The sequence below is a fragment of the Micromonospora sp. NPDC047762 genome, assembly GCF_043204655.1.
Lineage (GTDB): Bacteria > Actinomycetota > Actinomycetes > Mycobacteriales > Micromonosporaceae > Micromonospora.
This window is the reverse complement of record NZ_JBIDCQ010000003.1, coordinates 634,516-655,230: the sequence shown is the minus strand read 5'-3', so window position 1 is coordinate 655,230 and position 20,715 is coordinate 634,516. Positions and strand designations below refer to the sequence as shown.

Sequence of the window (20,715 nt, the reverse complement as noted above, 5' to 3'; positions counted from 1 at the left end):
CCATGGCGTTGCTGCGCTGTCGGGGCCTGCGCAAGGAGTTCGGCGGGCACGCCGTGCTCGACCAACTCGACCTGACCGTCGCCGAGCATCAGGTGGTGGCCCTGATCGGCGCGTCCGGGTCGGGCAAGTCGACCCTGCTGCGCTGCGTCAACCTGCTCGACGAACTCGACGACGGCACCATCGAGTTGGACGGGGAGGACATCTCCGATCCCCGGGTGGACCCGGACCGGGTCCGGCGGCGGATCGGCATGGTGTTCCAGGCGTACAACCTCTTTCCGCACCTGAGCGTGTTGGACAACATCACCCTCGCGCCGCGTCGCGTACACGGGCAGGGCCGGGCGGAGGCCGAGGCGCAGGCCCGGGAGCTGCTCGACCGGGTGGGGCTCGCCGCCAAGGCGGACGCCTACCCGGACCGGCTCTCCGGCGGGCAGCAACAGCGGGTGGCGATCGTCCGGGCGCTGGCCAACTCACCTCGACTGATGCTGCTCGACGAGGTCACCTCCGCGCTCGACCCGGAGCTGGTCGGCGAGGTGCTGGCGATGATCCGCGACCTGAAGGCCGACGGCATGACCATGGTGCTGGCCACCCACGAGATGGGCTTCGCCCGGGATGTCGCCGACGAGGTGTGCTTCCTCGACGCCGGCCGGGTGGTCGAGAGCGGCCCGCCCGAGCAGGTGCTCGGCGAGCCGACGCAGCCTCGTACCCGGCAGTTCCTGCGCCGGATCATCGAGGCCGGCCGCCTCTGAAGGCGGGCCTTCAGAGGCGGCAGAGGCGTCAGCCGCCGAAGCCGACCCGTTGGGCGTTGCCCGCAGCCACCGTCCGCACGGCCAGCGCCGCGTCGAGCGCCGCCACCGTGGCGGCCCAGCCCTTGTCCTCCGCCGAGCCGGGCAGACCGGCGCGGTCGCGGGCCTGCTCGATGGTCTCCACTGTCAACACGCCGTGCGCCACCGGTTTGCCCTCGTCCAGCGCCACCCGGGTCAGCCCGTCGGTGACCGAACGGCAGACGTAGTCGAAGTGGGCGGTGGACCCACGGACCACCACGCCGAGGGCGACCACCACGTCGCAGCGGCGGGCGAGGGCCTGCGCGACCACCGGCAGCTCGACCGAGCCGGCGACCCGGGCGACAACGGAACGCGCGCCGCACGCCTCGGCGGCGGCCACCGCACGCTCCAGCATGTGGTCGGTCAGCTCGCCGTGCCAGCGGGCGGCAACGACCCCGACGGTCAGCCCCGCGGCGTCGACCGCCTCGACTCCCGGCTCACCGAAACCCGCCATCGTCATGCTCCGATCTCGTCGTTGGCGACCGGACGCCCCAGCGGCGCCTCGGAGACCTCGTCCAACTCGTCCAGCAGGTGACCCATCCGGTCCCGCTTGGTGCGCAGGTAGCGCATGTTCTCCGGGTGCGCGCCGGCCGGCAGCCCCTCGCGGCCGGTGATGGTCAACCCGTACCCCTCCAGGCCGGCCCGCTTGGCCGGGTTGTTGGTCAACAGCCGCATCGACCGCACGCCCAGGTCGTAGAGGATCTGCGCGCCGGTGCCGTAGTCGCGGGCGTCGGCCGGCAGGCCCAGGTCGAGGTTGGCGTCGACGGTGTCGCGGCCCAGGTCCTGCAACTGGTACGCCTGCAGCTTGTGCAGCAACCCGATGCCGCGCCCCTCGTGCCCACGGACGTAGAGCACCACGCCCCGGCCTTCCTGCCCGACCCGAGCCAGTGCGGCGTCCAGCTGCGGTCCACAGTCGCAGCGCAGCGAGCCGAACACGTCCCCGGTCAGGCACTCGGAGTGCACCCGGACCAGCACGTCCTGGCCGTCACCGAGGTCACCCAGCACCATCGCGACATGTTCGGCCGGGTCGTGCTCGGCGCGGTAGCCGAGCGCCCGGAACACCCCGTGCTTCGTCGGCATCCGGGCGTCGGCGACCAGCTCGACCTGCTTCTCGGTACGCCGGCGGTAGGCGATCAGGTCGGCGATGGTGACGAGCGTGAGGCCGTGCTCGGCGGAGAACTTCTCCAGGTCCGGCAGGCGCATCATGGTGCCGTCGTCGTTGACCAGCTCGCAGAGCACGCCGGCCGGACGCAGCCCGGCCAACCGGGTCAGGTCGATCCCCGCCTCGGTGTGCCCCGGCCGGCGCAGCACCCCGCCCTCGCGAGCGCGCAGCGGCACCACGTGGCCGGGGCGGGCCAGATCGGTCGGGTCGGTCGCCGCGTCGGCGAGCAGCCGGCTGGTGTGCGCGCGGTCGGCCGCCGAGATGCCGGTGCTGACGCCCTCGCGGGCGTCCACCGTCACCGTGTACGCGGTGCCACGCCGGTCCTGGTTGGTGTGGTGCATCGGCGGCAGGTCGAGCCGGTCTGCTTCGCTCTCGGTGAGCGCCACGCAGACGTAGCCGGAGGTGTAGCGCACCATGAACGCCATCAGCTCCGGCGTGGCCAACTCGGCCGCGAAGATCAGGTCGCCCTCGTTCTCCCGGTCCGCGTCATCGACCACGACGACCGGCCGGCCGGCCGCGATGTCCGCGATCGCCTGCTCGATATCCCCAAAGCTGGTCATGCGATGGCCTCCGTGTAGACGGGCGGGCGGGCGGCGGCCGGTCGGGTGGCGCGGGAGGTGCGCCACCAGGCGGCGAAGCCCCAGACGCAGAGGGCGCCGTAGATCAGGTACATGACGGCCGAGGGGTAGAACCCTCCGCGCAGCAGCAGCGGCACCCCGACCGCGTCCACAGCGATCCAGAGCAGCCAGAACTCGACCCAGCCGCGGGCCATGCCGTACGTGGCCAGCAGGCTGCCGGTGAGGATCCAGGCGTCGGGCAGCGGGCCCCACGAACCGAGGGCCTTGAGCAGCGGGTACGCCGCGGCGGTGCCGACCACGGCAGCCAGCAGCATCATCAGCCGCTCCCGCCCGGTGGCCCAGCGCGGGACGACAGCGGCCTGCCCGGAGTCGGCGCGACGGTTGCGCTGCCAGCGCCACCAGCCGTAGACGCTGACCGCGAAGAAGAACACCTGCCGGCCGGCCTGCCCGTACAGGTCGTGCTCCTGCGGGGTGGCGAACACCCCGCCGAGGAAGACGGTGAGCAGGAGCGCGTTACCGACCATGCCGACCGGCCACGCCCAGACCAGCCGGCGCAACCCGAGCAACGCCGAGACCAGCCCGAACGCGTTGCCGACGATCTCCCTGGCCAGCACCGGCGACCCGGCGACGTGCACCTGGGCGTCCAGCAGCCAGCTGAGCGGGCCCATCAGGCCACCCCGCCCTGGTCCGAGGTCAGCCCGCGGGCGTCGGCGTGGGTGAGCCGGTCGCCGAGCAGCCGCTCGACGTACTTGGCCAACACGTCGACCTCCAGGTTGACCGGGTCGCCGACGCCTTTCGCGCCGAGCGTGGTCAGCTTGAGCGTGGTCGGGATCAGCCCGACGGCGAACTCGTCCGCGCCGACGGCGGCGACTGTCAACGAGACACCGTCGATGGTGATCGAGCCCTTCTCCACCACGTACCGGGACAGGGCGGCGGGCAGCCGGAACCGGAGCGTCTCCCACTGCTCGGCCGGCTCCCGGGAGATCAGTTCACCGACGCCGTCGACGTGGCCCTGCACCAGGTGCCCGCCGAGCCGGCTACCGAGCGCGGCGGCCCGCTCCAGGTTGACCGGGTCGCCGGGGCGCAGCGCGCCCAGCGCGGAGCGGCGCAGCGTCTCCCCCATCACGTCGGCGGTGAAGACACCGTCGGCCACGTCCACGACGGTCAGGCAGACACCGTTGACGGCGATCGAGTCGCCGTGGCGGGCGTCGGACGTGACCAGCGGGCCGCGTACGCCCAGCAGCGCCGAATCGCCTGCCGTCGGCGCCACCCGGACGATCTCGCCCAGTTCCTCAATAATGCCGGTGAACATCTCAGCCCTCCCTTTTCCGGGGCAAAGCAGTGATCCGGAGATCCGGACCGATCTGCGTAACGTCGACGAACTCCAGATCGATGGCCTCGGCGATGGTGGTCACTCCCGCGTCGACCAGAGCCGTCGGGCCGGCGCCGAGCAACCGCGGCGCGACGTACCCGACGATCTTGTCGATCAGGCCGGCCTCCAGGAACGCGCCAGCCAGCCGGGGGCCGCCCTCCAGGAGCACCGCGCGGACCCCGCGCTGGTGCAGCGCCGCGAGCAGCGCCGACAGGTCGACCCGGCCGTCCGGGTCGGCGCCGACCTCGTCGGCGGTCGCGATCCAGGTGCGTGCGGCGCCGTCGCGGACCTTGGCGTCAGCCGGGGTACGCCCCGAGCTGTCCACCACCACCCGCAGCGGCTGCCGGATGGCCAGGCTGCCGTCACGCAGGTTACGGGCGGTCAACCGGGGGTCGTCGGCGAGCACGGTGCCCACCCCGGCGATGACCGCGTCGACGGTGCCGCGCAGCGCGTGCACGTCGATCCGGGCCGCCTCCGAGGTGATCCACATGCTGGTGCCGTCCGCCGCGGCGGAGCGACCGTCGAGCGTGGCGGCGTACTTCCAGATCACGTACGGCCAGCCTCGGCGCATCGAGGTCAACCACGCGACGTTGCCGGCCTCGGCCTCCTCGCCGCGTACCCCCAGATCGACCCGGACCCCGGCGGCGCGCAACGTGGCGGCACCCCCGGAAGCGACCGGGTTCGGGTCGGGTACGGCGATGACCACCCGGCCCACCCCGGCCTGGACGAGCGCGGAACTACAGGGACCGGTGCGGCCGGTGTGGTCGCAGGGCTCCAGAGTGACGATCGCGGTGCCGCCCTTGGCCCGCCGCCCGGCCTGCGCCAGAGCGACGATCTCGGCGTGCGGGCCCCCGGCGTACGCGTGGAAGCCCTCGCCCACGACCTCGCCGTCGGAGTCGAGGAGCACGCACCCGACCACGGGGTTGGGGCTGGTGGTGCCGAGCCCGCGCGCCGCCAACTCGATCGCACGCCGCATCGCCTCATCAACGGAGACGCTGGCCATCGCGCTGCCCTGCCCTCTCACTCGCCGTCCGCGCGCTGGCGGTCAGGGAGGCGGTGGCCATGGGGCCACGGGCAGGCGGTGGCGGATTCCGGGAACGGCACAGCCGCCCCGGGGGGTCGGCACGGCACGCTGAAGCCAGCGGCCGGCTCGGACCCGTCCGTCCCGCGCGCTGTCTCCCATCCGGACTTTCTGGGCGCGGACGAACCGCCCCCAACCGTCGGCCCCGGATTTTCACCAGGTCCACCGGACGGCAGAGCCGTCCGGGTCGCGGGCTGACCACGGTCGGACCGTGGATCACCGCCGGTTCGGAATTTCACCGAGTCCCGCCAGCGCGTGGTGGGTACACGGAAAGTCTTACACGCCGATCCGCCTCCGTCGCCACCTAGGCGAGCTACTTCACAGCGTTATCACGCTCAGGTGACGCCTCGACGCCGGTCCACCGCCACGTACGAGCCCGGTTGACTCTTGGCCACCGTCTTCATCTCCGAGGCCACCGCGATCGCTTCGAGCGGGTCGGTGAACCGCTTGCCGGCGTCGGAGAGGGACACCCCGATGGAGAGCGTGACCAGGGCCGCCCGCCGGATGTTGCCGCGTCGATCCTTCAACTCGACGAAGCCACGCTCCCGGTCGGTCTGGTCGTAGAGCGTGTCGGCGGCGTTCTCGAAGTCGACGACCGCCCGGGACGTCAGTGGGCGCACCTGGTCCGGGGCGCAGACGATGACGAAGTCGTCGCCACCGACGTGACCGAGGAAGGCCGGTGGCAGCCCGACGCCCACCACCGCCCGGTGCAGGCTGCGGGCCAGCGCGGAGATGAAGTCGTCGCCGCGCACGAAGCCGTACCTGTCGTTCACGCTCTTGAACCGGTCGATGTCGACGTAGCCGACGGCGTAGTCCACGCCGTTGCGGACCCGATCGCTGATCTCCCGACGGATCCGGCTGTTGCCGGGCAGCCCGGTCAGCGGGGAAACCTCCCGGAACTCCTTGTTGCGGCGCAGCGTGGACGAGACCCGGGCCACCAGCTCGGCGGTGTCGAACGGCTTGACCAGGTAGTCGTCGGCGCCGGCGCTGAGCCCGTGCACCTTGTCGACGGTCATCCCCTTGGCGGTCAGCATGATCACCGGAAGGGCGGACGTCATCGGGTCGGCGCGCAACCGGCGGGTCAGCTCCAACCCGTCGATCCGGGGCATCATGAGGTCGACCACCGCCAGGTCCGGCCGTTGGCGCTCGATGACCTCCAGGGCCTCCTGGCCGTCGCTGGCGTGGATCACCTCGAAGCCGTGCAGCCGCAGGTTGAACTCGACGAACCGGGCGATGTCCTCGTCGTCGTCCACGACGAGAATGATGTCCTTGCGGTCGGCCTCGGGCTCCACCTCAGGCCCCGGGCGCCGCGCGTTCCGCCAGTGCCCGCAGGTGCCGTACCGCCTCCGCCGGGTCGGCGGCCCCGTACACGGCGGTGCCGGCCACGAACGCGTCGGCGCCGGCCGCCGCCGCCTGCTCGATGGTGTCGGCGGCGATCCCGCCGTCCACCTCGATGCGCAGCTCCAGGTGCCCGGCCGACGCGTGCCGCCGGGCGGTCCGCACCTTCTCCAGGAGCTGCGGAATGAACCGCTGCCCACCGAAGCCCGCCTTGATCGTCATGATCAGCAGGGTGTCGAAGCTGGGCAGCAGGTCCAGGTAGGGCTCGATCGGGGTGTCCCGGTCGATGGCCAGGCCCGCCTTCGCGCCTGCCGAGCGCAGGTCCTTGGCGAGCGCCACCGGGTCGTCGGACGCCTCCGCGTGGAAGGTGACGTTGTACGCCCCGGCGTCGGCGTACCCGGGGGCCCACCGGCGCGGGTCCTCGATCATCAGGTGCACGTCGAAGGGCATCGCAGTGACAGCCCGCAGGCTCTGCACCACGGGCAGCCCAATGGTCAGGTTCGGCACGAAATGGTTGTCCATCACGTCGACGTGCAACCAGTCCGCGGCGTCCTCGACGGCACGGACCTCTTCGGCGAGGCGGGCGAAATCGGCGGCCAGGATGCTCGGCGCGACGATCGGCGGCGGTACGGTCACGGGGCCAGTGTACGAACGCGGCTACCCGCCACCCGCATCGCGGCACCTTTGGGGACGCCCTGTGACCCAGCAGTGACCATTGGTGCAGAATTGGACGCTCCGGGCCCCCGAATCCGGACGAACAGACATCAGCCACTGGCCGATCGACGGAAACGCGACGACACTCCAACCGGGACGGTGCCGTAAGCTGCACGCCCGCCGGGGTCTCGCCGCGGGGCGCGGCGACCGGCCGCCAGCTCCCGGGAGGGCGGACGATGCGACGGTGGCTTCCAGCGCTGGCGCTGGCCAGCGTCACGACGATGCTGCTGGCCGGCTGCGCGCCGGCGCGAGGCGCGGACGGCGATCTCACCGACGACTGGCCGACGCTGCGGGTTCCCAAACCGTTCACCCCCGCCACCGACACCTGCCTGCCACGGATCGCCACTGTCGTGCAGGCCAGCACCTACGAGACGGTGGACTGCGCGCGCAACCACCTGGCCGAGACCATCCACGTCGGCACCTTCGTCGGGCCCGACGCGCTGACCGAGGCCCGACCGGAACCCGGCTCGCCGGCGCTGCGCACGGCTCGCGCCGAATGCGACCAGCGGGCCCGGGAGGTGCTCGGCGGCGACTGGCACGCGGCCCGACTCGCGCTGTCCCTCGCCTTGCCGTCCGCGCCCGCCTGGGTCGGCGGCGCCCGCTGGTTCCGCTGCGACCTCAGCGAGACCGGCAGCATCGACAACACCCGCCCGGTCAACCGCACCGGCAGCCTGCGCGGCGCGTTGATCGGCGACACGCCACTGACGCACCGCTGCTTCGACCCCAAACTGATCGGCGACAACCTCAACTACATGGCGCCGGTGCTCTGCACCGAGCCGCACCGCGCCGAGTTCGTGGGCGTCTACGAGGAGCGGGACATCAGCTGGGTGGAGTTCGCCAAGTCCGCCGAGCAGGCGCACCGGCGCTGCATGGCGCTGATCGCCGAGTACGCGGCGGTACCCAACAACAGCGAGCTGCCGTACCGGGCCGGGTCCATCTACTATCCGCCGTCGCAGCGGGAGTGGGAGGAGGGCGACCGTGGGGTGCGCTGTTTCCTGTGGAGCGACGACCGCAAACTCACCCGCTCGATGCGCGACGTCGGCCCGGAGGGACTGCCCGCGATCTGAGCATCGGTGCCGTATGCTGCTGCGCCGTGGCGCAATCGACCGGCTGGGTCCGGTCGGGGGCCAGCAGCGGCGGGAGGTCGGGATGCGACGGTGGTTGGCGGCGTTCGCCGGGGGTGGGGCGCTGGCCCTGGCGCTGACCGGGTGCGGTGCACCCGCCGGAGTCGACAGTGACCTCACCGACGACTGGCCGGCGCCCGTCGCGGCGCAGCAGTTCGTCCCCTCCGCCGACGTCTGCCACCAGAGCTCCCAGCAGGTCGGCTTCCTGACCGGCTACAACCCGACGGCGTGCACCGAGGCGCACCGGGTGGAGACCATGCACGTGGGCACCCTCACCGGTCCGGGCGCCGAGGCCGGCACGCCCCCGCAGCCCGGCTCGGCCGGCATGCGGGCCGCGCAGACCGGGTGCGACACGGCGGTCAACAAGGCGGTGGGGGCCGACTGGCGTTCCGGGCGGCTCGGCCTGACCGTCGTCCTGCCGTCGCCGCAGGCCTGGTCGGGCGGGGCCCGCTGGTACCGCTGCGACGTCACCGAGATCGCCAGCATCGACGACACCGCTGTCGACCTGCGCACCGGCAGCCTCCGGGGCGCACTGTCCGGGGCGGCCCCGCTGGCGTACCGCTGCTTCAACCCGAAGCTGGTCAAGGACGACATCGACGAGATGCTGCCGGTTTCCTGCACGGCCAAGCACCACGCCGAGTTCGTCGGGGTGTGGCAGGCGCCGGACACCAGCTACGCCGAGTTCACCCGCGGCACCAAGCGGACCCACCGGGCCTGCCAGACGATGATCGCCAAGTACGCCAAGGTCCCGGACAACTCCCAGCTCGACTTCCGCGCCGGCACGATCTACTACCAACCGTACGAGGAAGAATGGCGCAACGGGAACCGGGGCGTGCAGTGCTTCCTCTGGATCTCCGACCGGAACCTGACCCGCTCGATGAAGAACGCCGGCACCAAGGGCCTCCCGGTCACCTAGGCCTGCGGAAGCCCGGTCGCGCAGAGCGTGAGCGCACGCGTCCGGCCGATCGGCTGACCGGCCGGACGCGTGGAACGGATCAGCCTCGGCGCAGGACGGCGAGGAACATCGCGTCGGTGCCGTGGCGGTGTGGCCAGAGCTGCACTGTCGGCCCGTCACCGAGACCGGGCATGCCGGCCGGCAGCAGCGGGCGGGCGTCCACGAAGTCCACCGGAACCCCGCTACGGCGGGCCGCCTCGGTCACCGTCACGTGCGTCTCGACGGTGTGCGGCGAACAGGTCACATAGGCGACCAGGCCACCCGGGCGGACCGCCCGCAGCGCCGCGCCGAGCAGTTCCCGTTGCAGCCGGGTCAGCGGCGGCAGATCGGACGGCTGGCGACGCCAGCGTGACTCCGGCCGACGACGCAGCGACCCCAGTCCGGTACACGGCGCGTCGACCAGCACCCGGTCGAAGTGCTGCTCCGGCAGTTTCGGGTCGCCACCGACCTCACGGCCGTCCATGGTCAGCACGGCCACCGGCAGGTCCCGGGTCGCCAGGGAGACCAGCCGAGCGCGGTGCTCGGCCACCTCCACAGCGGTCACCCGGGCACCCCGCTGCGCGGCCAGCGCGCCGAGCAACCCGGCCTTGCCACCCGGGCCGGCGCACAGGTCCAGCCAACGTCCGTCCGGGCCGTCCAGCGGCGCGTCGGCGAGCGCGGCGGCCACCAACTGGGAGCCCTCGTCCTGGACGTGGGCCCTGCCGTCGACCACCGCCGGGATGTCGCCGGGCGAGCCGCCGGGAAGATAGACGGCGTACGGCGAGAAAGCACCGGGCGCACCGCCGACCTGGTCGGCCAACTCGACCGGGTCGATCAGGCCGGGCCGGGCGGCCAGGTGCACCGGCGGGCGCTCATTGTCCTCGATCAGGAGGCGCTCCGTCTCACCCAGATCGCCACCGAGCGCCTCGGAGAAGGCCCGCACGATCCACTGCGGGTGGCTGTACGCCAACGCGAGGTGCCCGACCGGGTCGGTCTCCCTCGGCGGTGCGAGCTTCGCCACCCAGGCGTCCGCGTCACGGCTGGACACCTCGCGCAGCACCGCGTTGGCGAAACCGGTAGCGCCCGGTGCGACCGAACGGACCAGGTCCACAGTCGACGAGACCGCGGCGTGCGGCGGCACCCGGGTGTGCAGGAGCTGGTATGCCCCGAGCCGCAGCGCGTCGCGTACCGGCGGGTCGATCCGGGCCACGTCCCGGCCGGCCGCGTCGGTCAGGATCGCGTCCAACGTGCCCAGGTGGCGCAGGGTGCCGTAGGTCAGCTCGGTGGCGAAGGCCGCGTCCCGACCGAACAGCCCCTCCTCCCGCAGGATGATGGGCAGCACCAGGTTGGCGAACGCGTCGTCCCGGTGCACCGCCGCCACCGCCTCGTACGCGGCGCGGCGCGGTCGGTCCATCGGTGGCCGGACCGGGCGGCGGTCCCCGCCACGGCCGGTCGACGGGCCGGAGCGCGTCGGTCGGGTTCCCTCCGGTGCCGTCACGCGAAGTCCTCTCCAGTGCCGACCCGGACGCCGCGCGCCCAGTCGGTCGCGTTCATCGCCCGCTTGCCCGCGGCGCGGACCTCGCCGAGACGTACCGGCACTGTGGCCGTGCCGGCCAGCACCCGGGACTTCTCCACCAGCAACTCCCCCGGCTTGAGCTCGGGGCCGTCGGGCACCGGGACGACCGGGCCGAGCTTCACCCGCTCGTCGCGGAACGTCGTCCAGCCGCCCGGCGCGGGCGTGCAGGCCCGGATCCGCCGGTCCACGGCGAAGGCCGGGTCGCTCCAGCGCACCCGCGCGTCGTCCACTGTCAGCTTCGGCGCCAGCGACACCCCGTCGGCCGGCTGCGGCTCGGCGCGGGCGGTGCCGTCGTCGATCGCGTCGAGCACCGCCACCAGCAGCCCGGCGCCCGAATCGGCGAGCCTTCCCAGCAGGTCGCCGGAGGTGTCGGTGGCGCGGATCTCGTCGGTCAGCGTGCCGTAGACCGGGCCGGTGTCCAGGCCCTCCTCCAGCTGGAAGACGCTGGCCCCGGTCAGCTCGTCACCGTGCAGCACGGCGTGCTGCACGGGCGCGGCGCCACGCCAGGCGGGCAACAGGGAGAAGTGCAGGTTGATCCAGCCGTGCCGGGGGATCTCCAGGGCCGCCGGTGGCACCAGCGCGCCGTAGGCGACCACCGGCACGCAGGCCGGCTCCAGCTCGCGAAGCCGGTCGAGGAACTCCGGGTCGCGGGGACGGGCCGGGGTGAGCACCTCGACGCCGTGCTCGTCGGCCCACGCGCCGACCGGGGAGCGGGACAGGCCCCGTCCACGCCCGGCGGGCGCGTCGGGCCGGGTGACAACGGCCACCAGCTCGTGTCGGGAGGCGGCGACGGCGGCCAGGGCGGGAACGGCGACGGCCGGCGTACCGGCGAAGATCACGCGCATCCGGGTCAGCGCCCCAGACCGAACGGGTCGCTGATGTGCGGGCTGAGCTTGACCGTGGGCGGGGCCGCCGCGTCGTACCACTCGGCCTGGCGGATCGCCTTCATGGCTTCCTTGCGCCCCTCCGGGTCCAGTCGATCCAGGAAGAGCACCCCGTCGAGGTGATCGGTCTCGTGCTGCACGCAGCGCGCCATCAGGCCGGTGCCGACGATCTGCATCGGGTCGCCGAACGAGCTGAAGCCCTTGGCGATGACGTTCTGCCGACGCTTGGTGTCGAAGTAGAGCCCGGGGATGGACAGACAGCCCTCAGGGCCGTCCTGCTCCTCCTCGTCGGGGAACTCCAGCACCGGGTTGATCAGGTGCCCGAGGACGTCGTCGACGTCGAAGGTGAACACCCGCAGGCTCACACCGAGCTGCGGCGCGGCCAGGCCGGCGCCGTTCTGCTCACGCATCGTGTCGGTGAGGTCGGCGACGAGCCGACGTAGCTCGGCGTCGAAGTCGACCACCGGATCGGCCGGCGTGCGCAGCACCGGATCCCCAAACAGACGGATGGGCTGGACGGTCACGCGGGACGGCTCCTTCTTCGGGTGGACGAGCGGTGCCGTACCAGTCTACGGAGTGCCCGGCCGGACACCGGGCGGCGCACCTCGCTCAACCACCGCCGGTGTGCCCAGCGTCACCGACGGACTGCCCGGCCAACAACTCCCGCACCCGCTCGGCGTCCGGGTGGCCGAGATCGTCGAGGATGACCAGGGCCCGCCGCCAGGTACGCGCGGCACCGGCCGCGTCCCCCACCGCCTGCCGACTCTCGCCGAGCCGGGACAGGGTGTCCGCCTCGTCGTAGCGGTCGCTGACCCGCCGGTACAGCCCGAGGGCCCGCTGGAAACAGCGGATCGCCGCCGGGTGGTCAGCCAGTCGGGCGTGGATGAAGCCGAGGCTGTCCCAGGTGTTCGCCTCGCCGTGCCGGTCCCCTGTCGTCCGCAGCAGCGCCAACGCCTCCCGGCAGTGCCCGAGCGCCGGCTCGTACCGGCCGAGCTGGGCGTACGCCCACCCCACCGCGTTGCGGGCGCTGGCCTCCCCGGCGACGTGCCCGGCGGCCCGGTACAGCGCCAGGGCCCGCTCGCTCTGCTCCAGGGACTCGGCGTGCCGGCCGAGCCCGTCGAGCATCGCGCCGAACGCCCGGTGGGTGCGCGCCTGCCCGGTGTGGTCGGTCAGCTCCGCGAAGATCGCCAGGGCCTGCCGGTAGTTCCTCGCCGCCTCGTTCACCCGGCCCAGCCGGGACAGCACCCTGGCGAGGTCGCGGTGGGCGTTCGCCTGCCCGGGTCGGTCGCCGGCCCGCTGCGCCCCGGCCAGGGCGTTGCGCTGGGCCACGGCCAGGTCCGGCCACCGCCCCCGGCGTTGCAGGAAGTCCACCAGTGTCCAGGCCAGCTGCCACGCGTGACCGTCGAACCCGGTCCGCCTCGCGTGGGCGACCGCCGCGAGCAGCACCGGATACTCGACGCTGAACCAGGCGAGCGCCTGACCGAGGTCGGTGATCTCCTCGGGCAGCACACCCGGCGCGGCGGCGGTGAGGGTGACCGGGTCCCGACCCGGTTGCAGCAGCAGTGCCGCCGCGTGGGCGGTGTGCAGGTAGTGGTCCAGCCCACGCCGGGTCGCGGCCCGCCGGGCCTGCTCCGGTTCGAGACGCTCGACCTGCTCGGCCGCGTACGCCCGGAGCAGGTCGTGCGCGCCGAACCGACCGGGGGCGTGCTCGGTGACGAGGTGCGCGTGGGCCAGTTCGGCCAGCAGTCGGGGCACCTGGGCCCGGGGCAGCCCGGCCAGACTGGCCGCTGCGGCGAACCCGATGTCCGGACCGGGATGGCAGCCGAAGAGCCGGAACAGGCGCGCCGCCGCCGGGGTCAGGCTCTGGTACGACCAGGAGAAGACGGCCTGCACGTCGGTGCCGGCGTCCCCTCCGTCGAACGAGTCGAGTGGTCGCGGCGCCGCCCGCAGTTCGGCGGCGAGGGTGGCGAGCGGGAACGTCGGCTTCTCCGCACCTCTCGCGGCGAGCACGGCCAGCGCCAGCGGCAGCCGCGCACACCGCTCGATGATCTCGTCCACCGCCTGCGGCTCGGCCGCCAACCGGTCAGTGCCGAGCCGCCGGGCCAACAGTTGCCAGGCCTCGGCGGTGCTGAGCAGGTCGACGCCGATCGGCCGGGCGCCCTCGGCCGCGATCAGCCCGGCGAGCCGGTTGCGGCTTGTCACCAGGACCAGGCAGTTCGGGCTGCCGACCAGCAGGGGTCGGATCTGGTCGGCGTCGCGGGCGTTGTCCAGCAGCACCAGCATCCGGCGTCCGGCGAGCAGGCTGCGGTAGAGGCCCACCTGCGCGGGCAGGTGGGTGGGGATGCGTTCGGGCGGTACCTCGAGGGCCTCCAGGAAACCTCGGACCGCCTCGACGGCCGTCACCACCGATCCGGTGGCGTCGAACCCGCGCAGGTCGACGTAGAGCTGGCCGTCCGGGAAGCGGTCGGCGACCCGGTGCGCGAAGGTGACAGCGAGGGTCGTCTTGCCGACCCCGGCCGTACCGGACAACGTCATGACGGTGACCGACGCCATGCCGTCGTTCCCGGGTGCCACGGCGCGGGCGCATTCGGCCTCGAGCTGGGCGAGTTGGGTCGCCCGCCCGACGAACCCGGGCAGCGCCGGGGGCAGCTGGCGGGGTATCGGGAACCGGGGGGACGTGGTGCCGGCGCGCGGGCCGCCGACCCCGGCCCGCGCGACCGCCCGCCCGCTGGTCGCGTGCTCCCGGTTCGGGCGTCGGCGTCGCTCTTCGACCCGGTCCCGCGCGGTGGCCAGCACCCCCTGTTCGGCGGGGCTGGCCCCGAGCAGTCGGATGAGGACGTCGAACCGCTCCGGTGGCGGCAGGATGTTGCCGGCGAAGTACTCCCCGATGATCCCGCGTGACCAGCCGGTCTTCGCGGCCAACTGTCGGTACGTCAGCAGGGTCTCGCCCTGTTGCCGGGCTTCGCGGCGGCGCAGCTGGCGCAGCAATCCGGCCAGCTCGGGCAGTGTCTGCGTCTCGGTGCAGACGCGGACCAGCTCGGCTGACCCGTGTGACGTCTGATGAGTGCTGGACGGTATCCACTGCTCAGACATACGACCCCCACCCCGGTCATCCGGCCCCCCGGACGCGCACGGGCAGGGTAATTCCGGCCCTACGCCAGTCGATAGACGGCTGCCAATGTATGACAGTTCCACTACGGACTGTCGCCTCGTCCAACAGTGTCCAGCGGTGTCCAGTCCCGTCCAGGATCCGCCCCATGGCGTCGACGCCCCTGCCACCGTCCTGGTGCGGGCACGGCCCGCTCCACGACCCCTGGGGGAAGAGGTACCCGATGATCCGTCCACACCCGACCACCCGGCGCCCCGTGGCGATGCTGCGTCGCGTCGCCGTCACCGCGATCAGTCTCACGCTGCTCGCCGCCGGCCTGACCGCCACACCGGCCACCGCCGCACCCGGGGGCAAGGCCCCTGCCACCGGATCGTTCATCGACAGCACGCCGGTGCCCGGCGGCTTCGCCTCCTGGTCGGAGCTGCTCCGGGTGCAGCAGCGCATGAACAACGCCGCCGCCCAGATCACGAACGCGGCGCAGCGCAGCGCCAACTCCGGCTTCGCCGGCATCGTCGCCGACCCCACCACCCGCCACCTCCAGGTCTACTGGAAGGGTGAGCCGCCGGCCAACCTGGTGGCCAACGCCCGGGCCACCGTCGCCACCAAGGTGCTGCCCGCCGCGTACTCGCAGCGGGAACTCATGGCCGCGGCCGACCGGCTGCGGGCCTCCGCCGGTGACAAGATCACCACGGTGGGGCCGCGCGCCGACGGCGCCGGCCTGCTCGTCGGCACGCAGGACGGGCTGCTCGGTGCTACCGCGCTGGCCGGTGTGCCGGTGACCGTGCAGACCAAGGTCGCCGCCGCGCCGGCGACCCGATGGGACGACACGGCGCCGTGGTGGGGCGGTGCCGCCTGGCGCAACGCCACCACCGGCGGCGGCTGCTCGACCGGCTTCGGGGTCTTCCAGGGCGGGTCCGCGCGGATCCTCTCCGCCGCGCACTGCGGCAACATCAACAACGCCGCGACCGACCCGACCGGGCAGTCGATGGGCATCGTCGGTACCCGCAACGCCGGCACCGACACCCTGCTGCTCTCCGGCGCCTCGGGCGGCCGGGTCTTCAACAACAGCACAGACGCGCAGGGCAGGGTGGTCAGTGAGTTCAGCAACCAGGTGATCGGCGCGTCGGCCAGCCAGGTCGGCAACTGGGTGTGCACCTCCGGCGCGTACTCCGGCACCCGCTGCTCGATCCAGGTGAAGGCCCGCAACCTGTGCATCAACGTGCGCGACTTCGGCCAGGTCTGCGGTCAGGTCCAGGCGGAGAACACCACCGGCAGCAACGCCGTCGGCCAGGGTGACAGCGGCGGCCCGGTGGAGATCGTGAACGCGGCGAACACCCTCCAGGTCTGGGCCACCGGCACCAACACCGCCATCGACGACACCTTCACGTCGACGGCCTGTACCGGCTACCGCCCCGCCGGCCGGGTCTGCGCCTGGCGGTTCTACTACGAGGACATCTTCTCCGGCATGGCCGGCGTCGGCGCCTCGGGTGTCGTCCTCGGCTGAGCCGTACCAGCTATCCGCCGTACGACTCGGTGGCCGGGCCGGCGCGCGTACCCCGCGCGTCGGCCCGGCCTCGCTCAGACGCCGGCGGCCGGGTCCCCCGCGAGCACCGCGTCGCCGCGGAGCAGCGCCGGCTCGGGCAGCGGCAGTTGGATCTTGTGAGCCGCCTCCCAGTCGTAGATCAGGCCGGGGCGCACCTGGGCGGCGAAGTAGTCGATCGCCGTCATCCCGCCCACCACCGGCTCGTCGACCTCGGCGACCAGTTGGGCGGGGACCAGGGAGAACCCGTTCTGCAGAGCGGCGCTGAGGCGGCGATGGCCGTCGACGACGAAGAAGTACTCGCCGGTGAACCCGATCTTCAGCGGTTCGAGGGCCTCGTCGCCGGCCTCGGCCACCCCACCGACGAAGTCGGTGTCCCACAGACCACGCAGCGTGGCGATGTCCTCGGTCGGGTAGACCCGGGCCGGGTCCAGCAGCAGCAGCGGCGGGCCGTCGCGCAGCACCTCGGCGCCGAGCGTGCCCTCGTACGCGGCCACGATGTGCTCGATCACCTCGGCGGCGGACGCCCGGGTGGTGTCGCAGATCAGGTCATAGTTACGCAGCCGGGCCTTGTCCACCCCGTAACGGATGATGAACCGACTGCGCTCGCTGGCGCTGCGCTCCCGAAGCTTGGCCTTGGCCTCCTCCAGCGAGGCGTAGCTCTCGGCCGGCCCGGAGGGGCGGGCGAGCACCCGGCGGGCCGCCTCGCCCGGCTCGGTGATCATGTGCACCTTGAGCGCGTCGGTGAAGAAGTGCCACGCCAGCCGGGAGTCCATGATGAGGCGCTCACCGGAGGCGGCAATGTCCCGCTGGAGCTGGTCCACGTAGCCGTCGACTGCCTGATCCAGCTCGGCGTGCAGGTTGAGCTGCAGCGCGGTCATCTGCCGCTGCTGCGCCATCTCCCGGTAGAGGTCCCCCACGCTGACCCGGCGCATGCCGAGCCGCTTCGCGATCTCGACCGACACGGTGCTCTTGCCGCTGCCGAGGTCGCCGTTGAAGACGATCGATTGTCCAACGGTCACGACTGGTCCACCCCTGATCACCGGCTCATTGACATCATCGACCTCGCGCCCGACCGACGCGTTCCCGCCATCGTCGCGCCATCCCGCGACGGCCCCAGCTCGGCGTGGCTGACGCCCCCTCGAAACCTGGAGCCCGTCGTACGCCTTGGCATGACGGGCGATGCTACCACTCGGGCGCCACCGCTTTGCCGGACGCGGTGTGCGAGGGCCTCCGGCAGCGGGTGAGGTCCGCGACCGTCAGCACCGGCCGAAACACCTCAGAACAGGCTCAGCGGATCGACCTGGAGACGAACCGGATCGGCGGCCTTGCGAGCGGCCCGGACGCCGGCGGCCGAGTGCAACGCCTCGGCGAGCGCAGCGGCGCGGGCCCGGGGCACCCGGACCAACATCCGTTCCCTGCCCTCCTCGGCCGGCACCGGTCCGAGCACCTCGGCGTCGTCCGGCAGCCGAGCCGCCGCCAGCAGGTCCGCCACCGCCTCGGCCACCCCGGTGACGCTCGCCATCCGCACGGCCGGCGGGAAGCCCAGCTCGCGGCGCTCGGCCAGCTCCCGACCGGCGAACCAGCCGGCGTCCCAGCGCAGCAACGCCTGCACGGGGGCGAGCGCGCCGTCGGCGACCACCACCACCCGACCGGCCGGCGCCGGGCGGGCCAGCGCCGCCGCCGCCAACCAGCGGCGCAGCGACTCCTCACCGGCGCGCAGGTCGGCCCGGGTCAGCAGGGCCCACGAGTCGAGCAGCAGCACCGCGCCGTAGCCGCCCTCGGCGACCGGCTCGGCGCCCGGGGTGGCCACCACCAGGGCCGCGCCGCCTGGCACGTCGGTCAGCACCTCCTCGCGCCCCGAGGTGCGCACCGGCACGTCGGGAAACGCCCGGCCCAGCTCCTCGGCGGTCCGCCGGGCGCCGGTCACCGCGGCCCGCAGCCGCCGCCCACCGCACTCCGGGCAGGCGTACGCGGCCGCCACCCGAGCGCACCACCGGCAGGCCGGGGTACCACCGGCCGAGGGCAGCGCGAGCGGGCCGGCGCAGTGCGCGCAGCGGGCCGGGGTGCGGCACTCGGCGCAGGAGATCGACGGGACGTAGCCGCGGCGGGGCACCTGCACCAGCACCGGCAGGTCCTGGCGGAGCGCGTCGCGGGCAGCCGTCCAGGCCAGGCTGGGCAGCCGGGCGGTGGCGGCCCCGGGGTCGCGGGCCAGTTGCGGGTCGTCTCCGGTCGGCGCGATGGCCGGAATCCGCGCCCGCACGGTGGCCCGGTCGGCGACCACCTCCGGAGCCCAACCGGTCTCCACCAGCAACTGCGCCTCGGCCGTCCGGGCGTACCCGCCGACGAGCGCGCCGGCCTCGGCGAGGTGGGCGCGGGTGAGCAGCACGTCGCGGGCGTGCGGGTAGGGCGCCCGGGGCTCGGAGTGCAGGTCGTCACCGTCGTCCCACACCGCGACGAGGCCGAGCTGGGCCACCGGGGCGAACATCGCCGCCCGGGTGCCGATCACCACCGGCACCTGGCCACGGCGAGCGGCGAGGAACGCCCGGTACCGCCGGGCCGGGCCGAGCGCGGCGGAGAGGCTGACGTGCCGCCCCGGGCCGAGGACGCCGGTGAGCGCCGCGTCGAGACGGTCGAGGTCACGCGCGTCGGGCACCACGACCACGGCTCCGCGCCCACCGGCGACGGTGGCCGCCACCGCGTCGGCGTACCGGGCCGCCCAGTCCTCACCGGGCAGCGCCGACCAGACCGCGCGGGGCGCCCGGCCGTCGGCGAGCGCCCGCAGCAGAGCCGGACCGGTCGGGTAGTCGCGCCACCCGCGCGGGTCGACCGGCCCGATGGGGGCCGCCGGGGTGGGCGGCTCGTCGTGGGGCTCCTTCTCCACCCGCGCGTGCCGGGGTGGCACGGCGAGGCGGAGCACGTCGGCGAGGCTGCCCGCGTACCGGTCGGCGACCGCCCGGGCCAGCCGGGCGACCTCCGGGGCCAGCACCGGCTCCGGGGACACCACCTTCTCCAGGTACGCGAGACGGCCGGTGTGCCCGGAGTCGTCGGCGCGCGACAGCAGCCACCCGTCGACGAGTTGCCCGGCGAAGCGCACCTTCACCCGCGTACCGGGCACCGCCACCTCGTCCAGCTCCGCCGGCACCAGGTAGTCGAACGGCCGGTCCAGGTGCGCCAGCCCGACGTCCACGCAGACGCGCGCGACCGGCGACCCGTCCGCGGGTCGCCGGTCGCTGCGCTTGGTGGCGGTCAGGCTCCCGCGGCCGACTTGAGGTCGGCGGCCCGGTCGGTGCTCTCCCAGGTCAGGTCCGGCAGCTCCCGGCCGAAGTGGCCGTACGCGGCGGTCTGCTGGTAGATCGGGCGGAGCAGGTTGAGGTCCCGGATGATCGCGGCCGGCCGCAGGTCGAACACCTCGGTGACGGCCTTCTCGATCGAGGAGACGGGCACGGTCTCGGTGCCGAACGTCTCGATGAACAGGCTCACCGGGTGCGCCTTGCCGATGGCGTAGGCCACCTGCGCCTCGCACCGCTCGGCCAGACCGGCGGCGACCACGTTCTTGGCCACCCAGCGCATCGCGTACGCGGCCGAGCGGTCCACCTTGGACGGGTCCTTGCCGGAGAACGCGCCGCCACCGTGGCGGGCGTACCCGCCGTAGGTGTCGACGATGATCTTGCGGCCGGTCAGCCCGGCGTCGCCCATCGGGCCGCCGATCTCGAAGCGGCCGGTCGGGTTGACCAGCAGCCGGTAGCCGTCGGTGTCCAGGCCGAGGCTCTCCAGCTCCGGGGCGATCACGTGGTCGCGCACGTCCGGGGTGAGCAGCGAGTCCAGCGAGATGTCGGCGGCGTGCTGGCTGGACACCACGACGGTGTTCAACCGGACCGGACGCAGCCCCTCGTACTCGATGGTGACCTGGGTCTTGCCGTCCGGCCGCAGGTACGGGATCGTGCCGTCCTTGCGCACCGCCGAGAGGCGGCGGGCCAGCCGGTGCGCGAGCGCGATCGGCAGCGGCATCAGCTCGGGCGTCTCCGAGCAGGCGAAGCCGAACATCATGCCCTGGTCGCCAGCGCCCTGCGCGTCCAGCGCGCTCTCCGATGCTCCGGTGCGCAACTCGAAGGCGTTGTCCACACCCTGCGCGATGTCCTCGGACTGCGCACCGATGGAGACGCTGACCCCGCAGGAGGCGCCGTCGAAGCCCTTCTTCGACGAGTCGTAGCCGATGTCGAGGATGGTCCGGCGGACGATCGTCGGGATGTCGGCGTACGCCTTGGTGGTCACCTCACCGGCGATGTGCACCTGACCGGTGGTGATCATGGTTTCCACTGCCACGCGGCTGTGGGGGTCCTCGGTCAGCAGCGCATCGAGGATGCCATCGCTGATCTGGTCAGCGATCTTGTCCGGGTGGCCTTCCGTGACCGATTCGGACGTGAAGAGACGGCGTGTCACGGCACTCCCTAAGCGTATGAAGTCGTTCCGCGGAAGTTT

18 protein-coding genes and 1 riboswitch are annotated in these 20,715 nt (G+C 73.1%); of the genes, 4 read left to right on the top strand and 14 right to left on the bottom strand.

Going from position 1 to position 20,715, the window contains the following annotated elements; genetic code table 11:
• Nucleotides 1-2 precede the first annotated feature (2 nt).
• On the top strand, nt 3-746 hold the full coding sequence (locus ACGF3C_RS13800) for an amino acid ABC transporter ATP-binding protein (protein ID WP_393221828.1): 744 nt from the start codon (nt 3-5) through the stop codon (nt 744-746).
• Between the two features lie 28 nt (nt 747-774).
• Here ACGF3C_RS13800 and ribH read toward each other — a convergent pair whose 3' ends face one another.
• The 7 genes from ribH to rpe form a co-directional block, all read right to left on the bottom strand.
• Nucleotides 775-1,275, bottom strand: a complete 501-nt coding sequence (gene ribH / locus ACGF3C_RS13795; protein WP_091401939.1) for a 6,7-dimethyl-8-ribityllumazine synthase — start codon at nt 1,273-1,275, stop codon at nt 775-777.
• 2 nt (nt 1,276-1,277) lie between these two features.
• Nucleotides 1,278-2,543, bottom strand: a complete 1,266-nt coding sequence (locus ACGF3C_RS13790; protein ID WP_393221825.1) for a bifunctional 3,4-dihydroxy-2-butanone-4-phosphate synthase/GTP cyclohydrolase II — start codon at nt 2,541-2,543, stop codon at nt 1,278-1,280.
• Nucleotides 2,540-3,229, bottom strand: coding sequence for a nicotinamide riboside transporter PnuC (pnuC, locus tag ACGF3C_RS13785; RefSeq protein ID WP_357233909.1), 690 nt, complete (start codon nt 3,227-3,229; stop codon nt 2,540-2,542). The genes ACGF3C_RS13790 and pnuC overlap by 4 nt, the downstream gene beginning before the upstream one ends.
• On the bottom strand, nt 3,229-3,873 hold the full coding sequence (locus ACGF3C_RS13780; protein WP_357233911.1) for a riboflavin synthase: 645 nt from the start codon (nt 3,871-3,873) through the stop codon (nt 3,229-3,231). The genes pnuC and ACGF3C_RS13780 overlap by 1 nt, the downstream gene beginning before the upstream one ends.
• 1 nt (nt 3,874) lies before the next feature.
• The gene (gene ribD, locus ACGF3C_RS13775; protein ID WP_357233913.1) at nt 3,875-4,936 is read right to left on the bottom strand and encodes a bifunctional diaminohydroxyphosphoribosylaminopyrimidine deaminase/5-amino-6-(5-phosphoribosylamino)uracil reductase RibD; all 1,062 of its coding nucleotides are present in this window, start codon (nt 4,934-4,936) and stop codon (nt 3,875-3,877) included.
• A 164-nt stretch (nt 4,937-5,100) separates the two neighbouring features.
• A riboswitch (FMN riboswitch) is annotated at nt 5,101-5,271 on the bottom strand.
• Between the two features lie 78 nt (nt 5,272-5,349).
• Entirely contained in the window at nt 5,350-6,306 is a 957-nt protein-coding gene (locus ACGF3C_RS13770; RefSeq protein ID WP_238686775.1) for a response regulator, read from the bottom strand.
• A gap of 1 nt (nt 6,307) precedes the next feature.
• Nucleotides 6,308-6,988, bottom strand: coding sequence for a ribulose-phosphate 3-epimerase (gene rpe, locus ACGF3C_RS13765; protein ID WP_238671589.1), 681 nt, complete (start codon nt 6,986-6,988; stop codon nt 6,308-6,310).
• A gap of 254 nt (nt 6,989-7,242) precedes the next feature.
• Here rpe and ACGF3C_RS13760 point away from each other — a divergent pair, with 254 nt between their 5' ends.
• The gene (locus tag ACGF3C_RS13760) at nt 7,243-8,133 is read left to right on the top strand and encodes a septum formation family protein (protein ID WP_393221819.1); all 891 of its coding nucleotides are present in this window, start codon (nt 7,243-7,245) and stop codon (nt 8,131-8,133) included.
• A gap of 82 nt (nt 8,134-8,215) precedes the next feature.
• Nucleotides 8,216-9,106 (top strand): septum formation family protein, encoded by an 891-nt coding sequence (locus ACGF3C_RS13755; RefSeq protein WP_357232590.1) that lies wholly within the window; start codon nt 8,216-8,218, stop codon nt 9,104-9,106.
• Between the two features lie 79 nt (nt 9,107-9,185).
• Here ACGF3C_RS13755 and ACGF3C_RS13750 read toward each other — a convergent pair whose 3' ends face one another.
• From ACGF3C_RS13750 to ACGF3C_RS13735, 4 genes are all read right to left on the bottom strand, one after another.
• Entirely contained in the window at nt 9,186-10,664 is a 1,479-nt protein-coding gene (locus ACGF3C_RS13750; RefSeq protein WP_393221946.1) for an RsmB/NOP family class I SAM-dependent RNA methyltransferase, read from the bottom strand.
• Nucleotides 10,619-11,545, bottom strand: coding sequence for a methionyl-tRNA formyltransferase (gene fmt, locus ACGF3C_RS13745; RefSeq protein WP_357232584.1), 927 nt, complete (start codon nt 11,543-11,545; stop codon nt 10,619-10,621). The genes ACGF3C_RS13750 and fmt overlap by 46 nt, the downstream gene beginning before the upstream one ends.
• 5 nt (nt 11,546-11,550) lie before the next feature.
• Nucleotides 11,551-12,108: a peptide deformylase gene (gene def, locus ACGF3C_RS13740; RefSeq protein ID WP_357189739.1), complete on the bottom strand. Its 558-nt coding sequence runs from the start codon at nt 12,106-12,108 to the stop codon at nt 11,551-11,553.
• 85 nt (nt 12,109-12,193) lie between these two features.
• Nucleotides 12,194-14,677, bottom strand: coding sequence for an ATP-binding protein (locus ACGF3C_RS13735; protein WP_393221814.1), 2,484 nt, complete (start codon nt 14,675-14,677; stop codon nt 12,194-12,196).
• A 239-nt stretch (nt 14,678-14,916) separates the two neighbouring features.
• Between ACGF3C_RS13735 and ACGF3C_RS13730 the strand changes: the two genes are divergently transcribed.
• Nucleotides 14,917-16,197: a hypothetical protein gene (locus tag ACGF3C_RS13730; protein ID WP_393221811.1), complete on the top strand. Its 1,281-nt coding sequence runs from the start codon at nt 14,917-14,919 to the stop codon at nt 16,195-16,197.
• 74 nt (nt 16,198-16,271) lie between these two features.
• Here ACGF3C_RS13730 and ACGF3C_RS13725 read toward each other — a convergent pair whose 3' ends face one another.
• From ACGF3C_RS13725 to metK, 3 genes are all read right to left on the bottom strand, one after another.
• Entirely contained in the window at nt 16,272-17,255 is a 984-nt protein-coding gene (locus ACGF3C_RS13725) for an AAA family ATPase (protein ID WP_357233877.1), read from the bottom strand.
• A 257-nt stretch (nt 17,256-17,512) separates the two neighbouring features.
• Nucleotides 17,513-19,423 (bottom strand): primosomal protein N', encoded by a 1,911-nt coding sequence (locus tag ACGF3C_RS13720; RefSeq protein WP_393221808.1) that lies wholly within the window; start codon nt 19,421-19,423, stop codon nt 17,513-17,515.
• A gap of 59 nt (nt 19,424-19,482) precedes the next feature.
• Complete coding sequence (gene metK, locus ACGF3C_RS13715; protein ID WP_091401916.1) at nt 19,483-20,676, bottom strand: methionine adenosyltransferase; 1,194 nt, start codon at nt 20,674-20,676, stop codon at nt 19,483-19,485.
• Between the last annotated feature and the right edge of the window lie 39 nt (nt 20,677-20,715).

Bases quoted from the DNA above. Each gene is read 5' to 3' on its own strand.
- ACGF3C_RS13800 (WP_393221828.1), top strand. From the start codon at position 3: ATGGCGTTGCTGCGCTGTCGGGGCCTGCGCAAGGAGTTCGGCGGGCAC.
- fmt (WP_357232584.1), bottom strand. From the start codon at position 11,545: ATGCGCGTGATCTTCGCCGGTACGCCGGCCGTCGCCGTTCCCGCCCTG.
- ACGF3C_RS13730 (WP_393221811.1), top strand. From the start codon at position 14,917: ATGATCCGTCCACACCCGACCACCCGGCGCCCCGTGGCGATGCTGCGT.
- ACGF3C_RS13755 (WP_357232590.1), top strand. From the start codon at position 8,216: ATGCGACGGTGGTTGGCGGCGTTCGCCGGGGGTGGGGCGCTGGCCCTG.
- pnuC (WP_357233909.1), bottom strand. From the start codon at position 3,229: ATGGGCCCGCTCAGCTGGCTGCTGGACGCCCAGGTGCACGTCGCCGGG.
- ribD (WP_357233913.1), bottom strand. From the start codon at position 4,936: ATGGCCAGCGTCTCCGTTGATGAGGCGATGCGGCGTGCGATCGAGTTG.
- ACGF3C_RS13760 (WP_393221819.1), top strand. From the start codon at position 7,243: ATGCGACGGTGGCTTCCAGCGCTGGCGCTGGCCAGCGTCACGACGATG.
- ACGF3C_RS13790 (WP_393221825.1), bottom strand. From the start codon at position 2,543: ATGACCAGCTTTGGGGATATCGAGCAGGCGATCGCGGACATCGCGGCC.
- ACGF3C_RS13735 (WP_393221814.1), bottom strand. From the start codon at position 14,677: ATGTCTGAGCAGTGGATACCGTCCAGCACTCATCAGACGTCACACGGG.
- ACGF3C_RS13780 (WP_357233911.1), bottom strand. From the start codon at position 3,873: ATGTTCACCGGCATTATTGAGGAACTGGGCGAGATCGTCCGGGTGGCG.
- ribH (WP_091401939.1), bottom strand. From the start codon at position 1,275: ATGGCGGGTTTCGGTGAGCCGGGAGTCGAGGCGGTCGACGCCGCGGGG.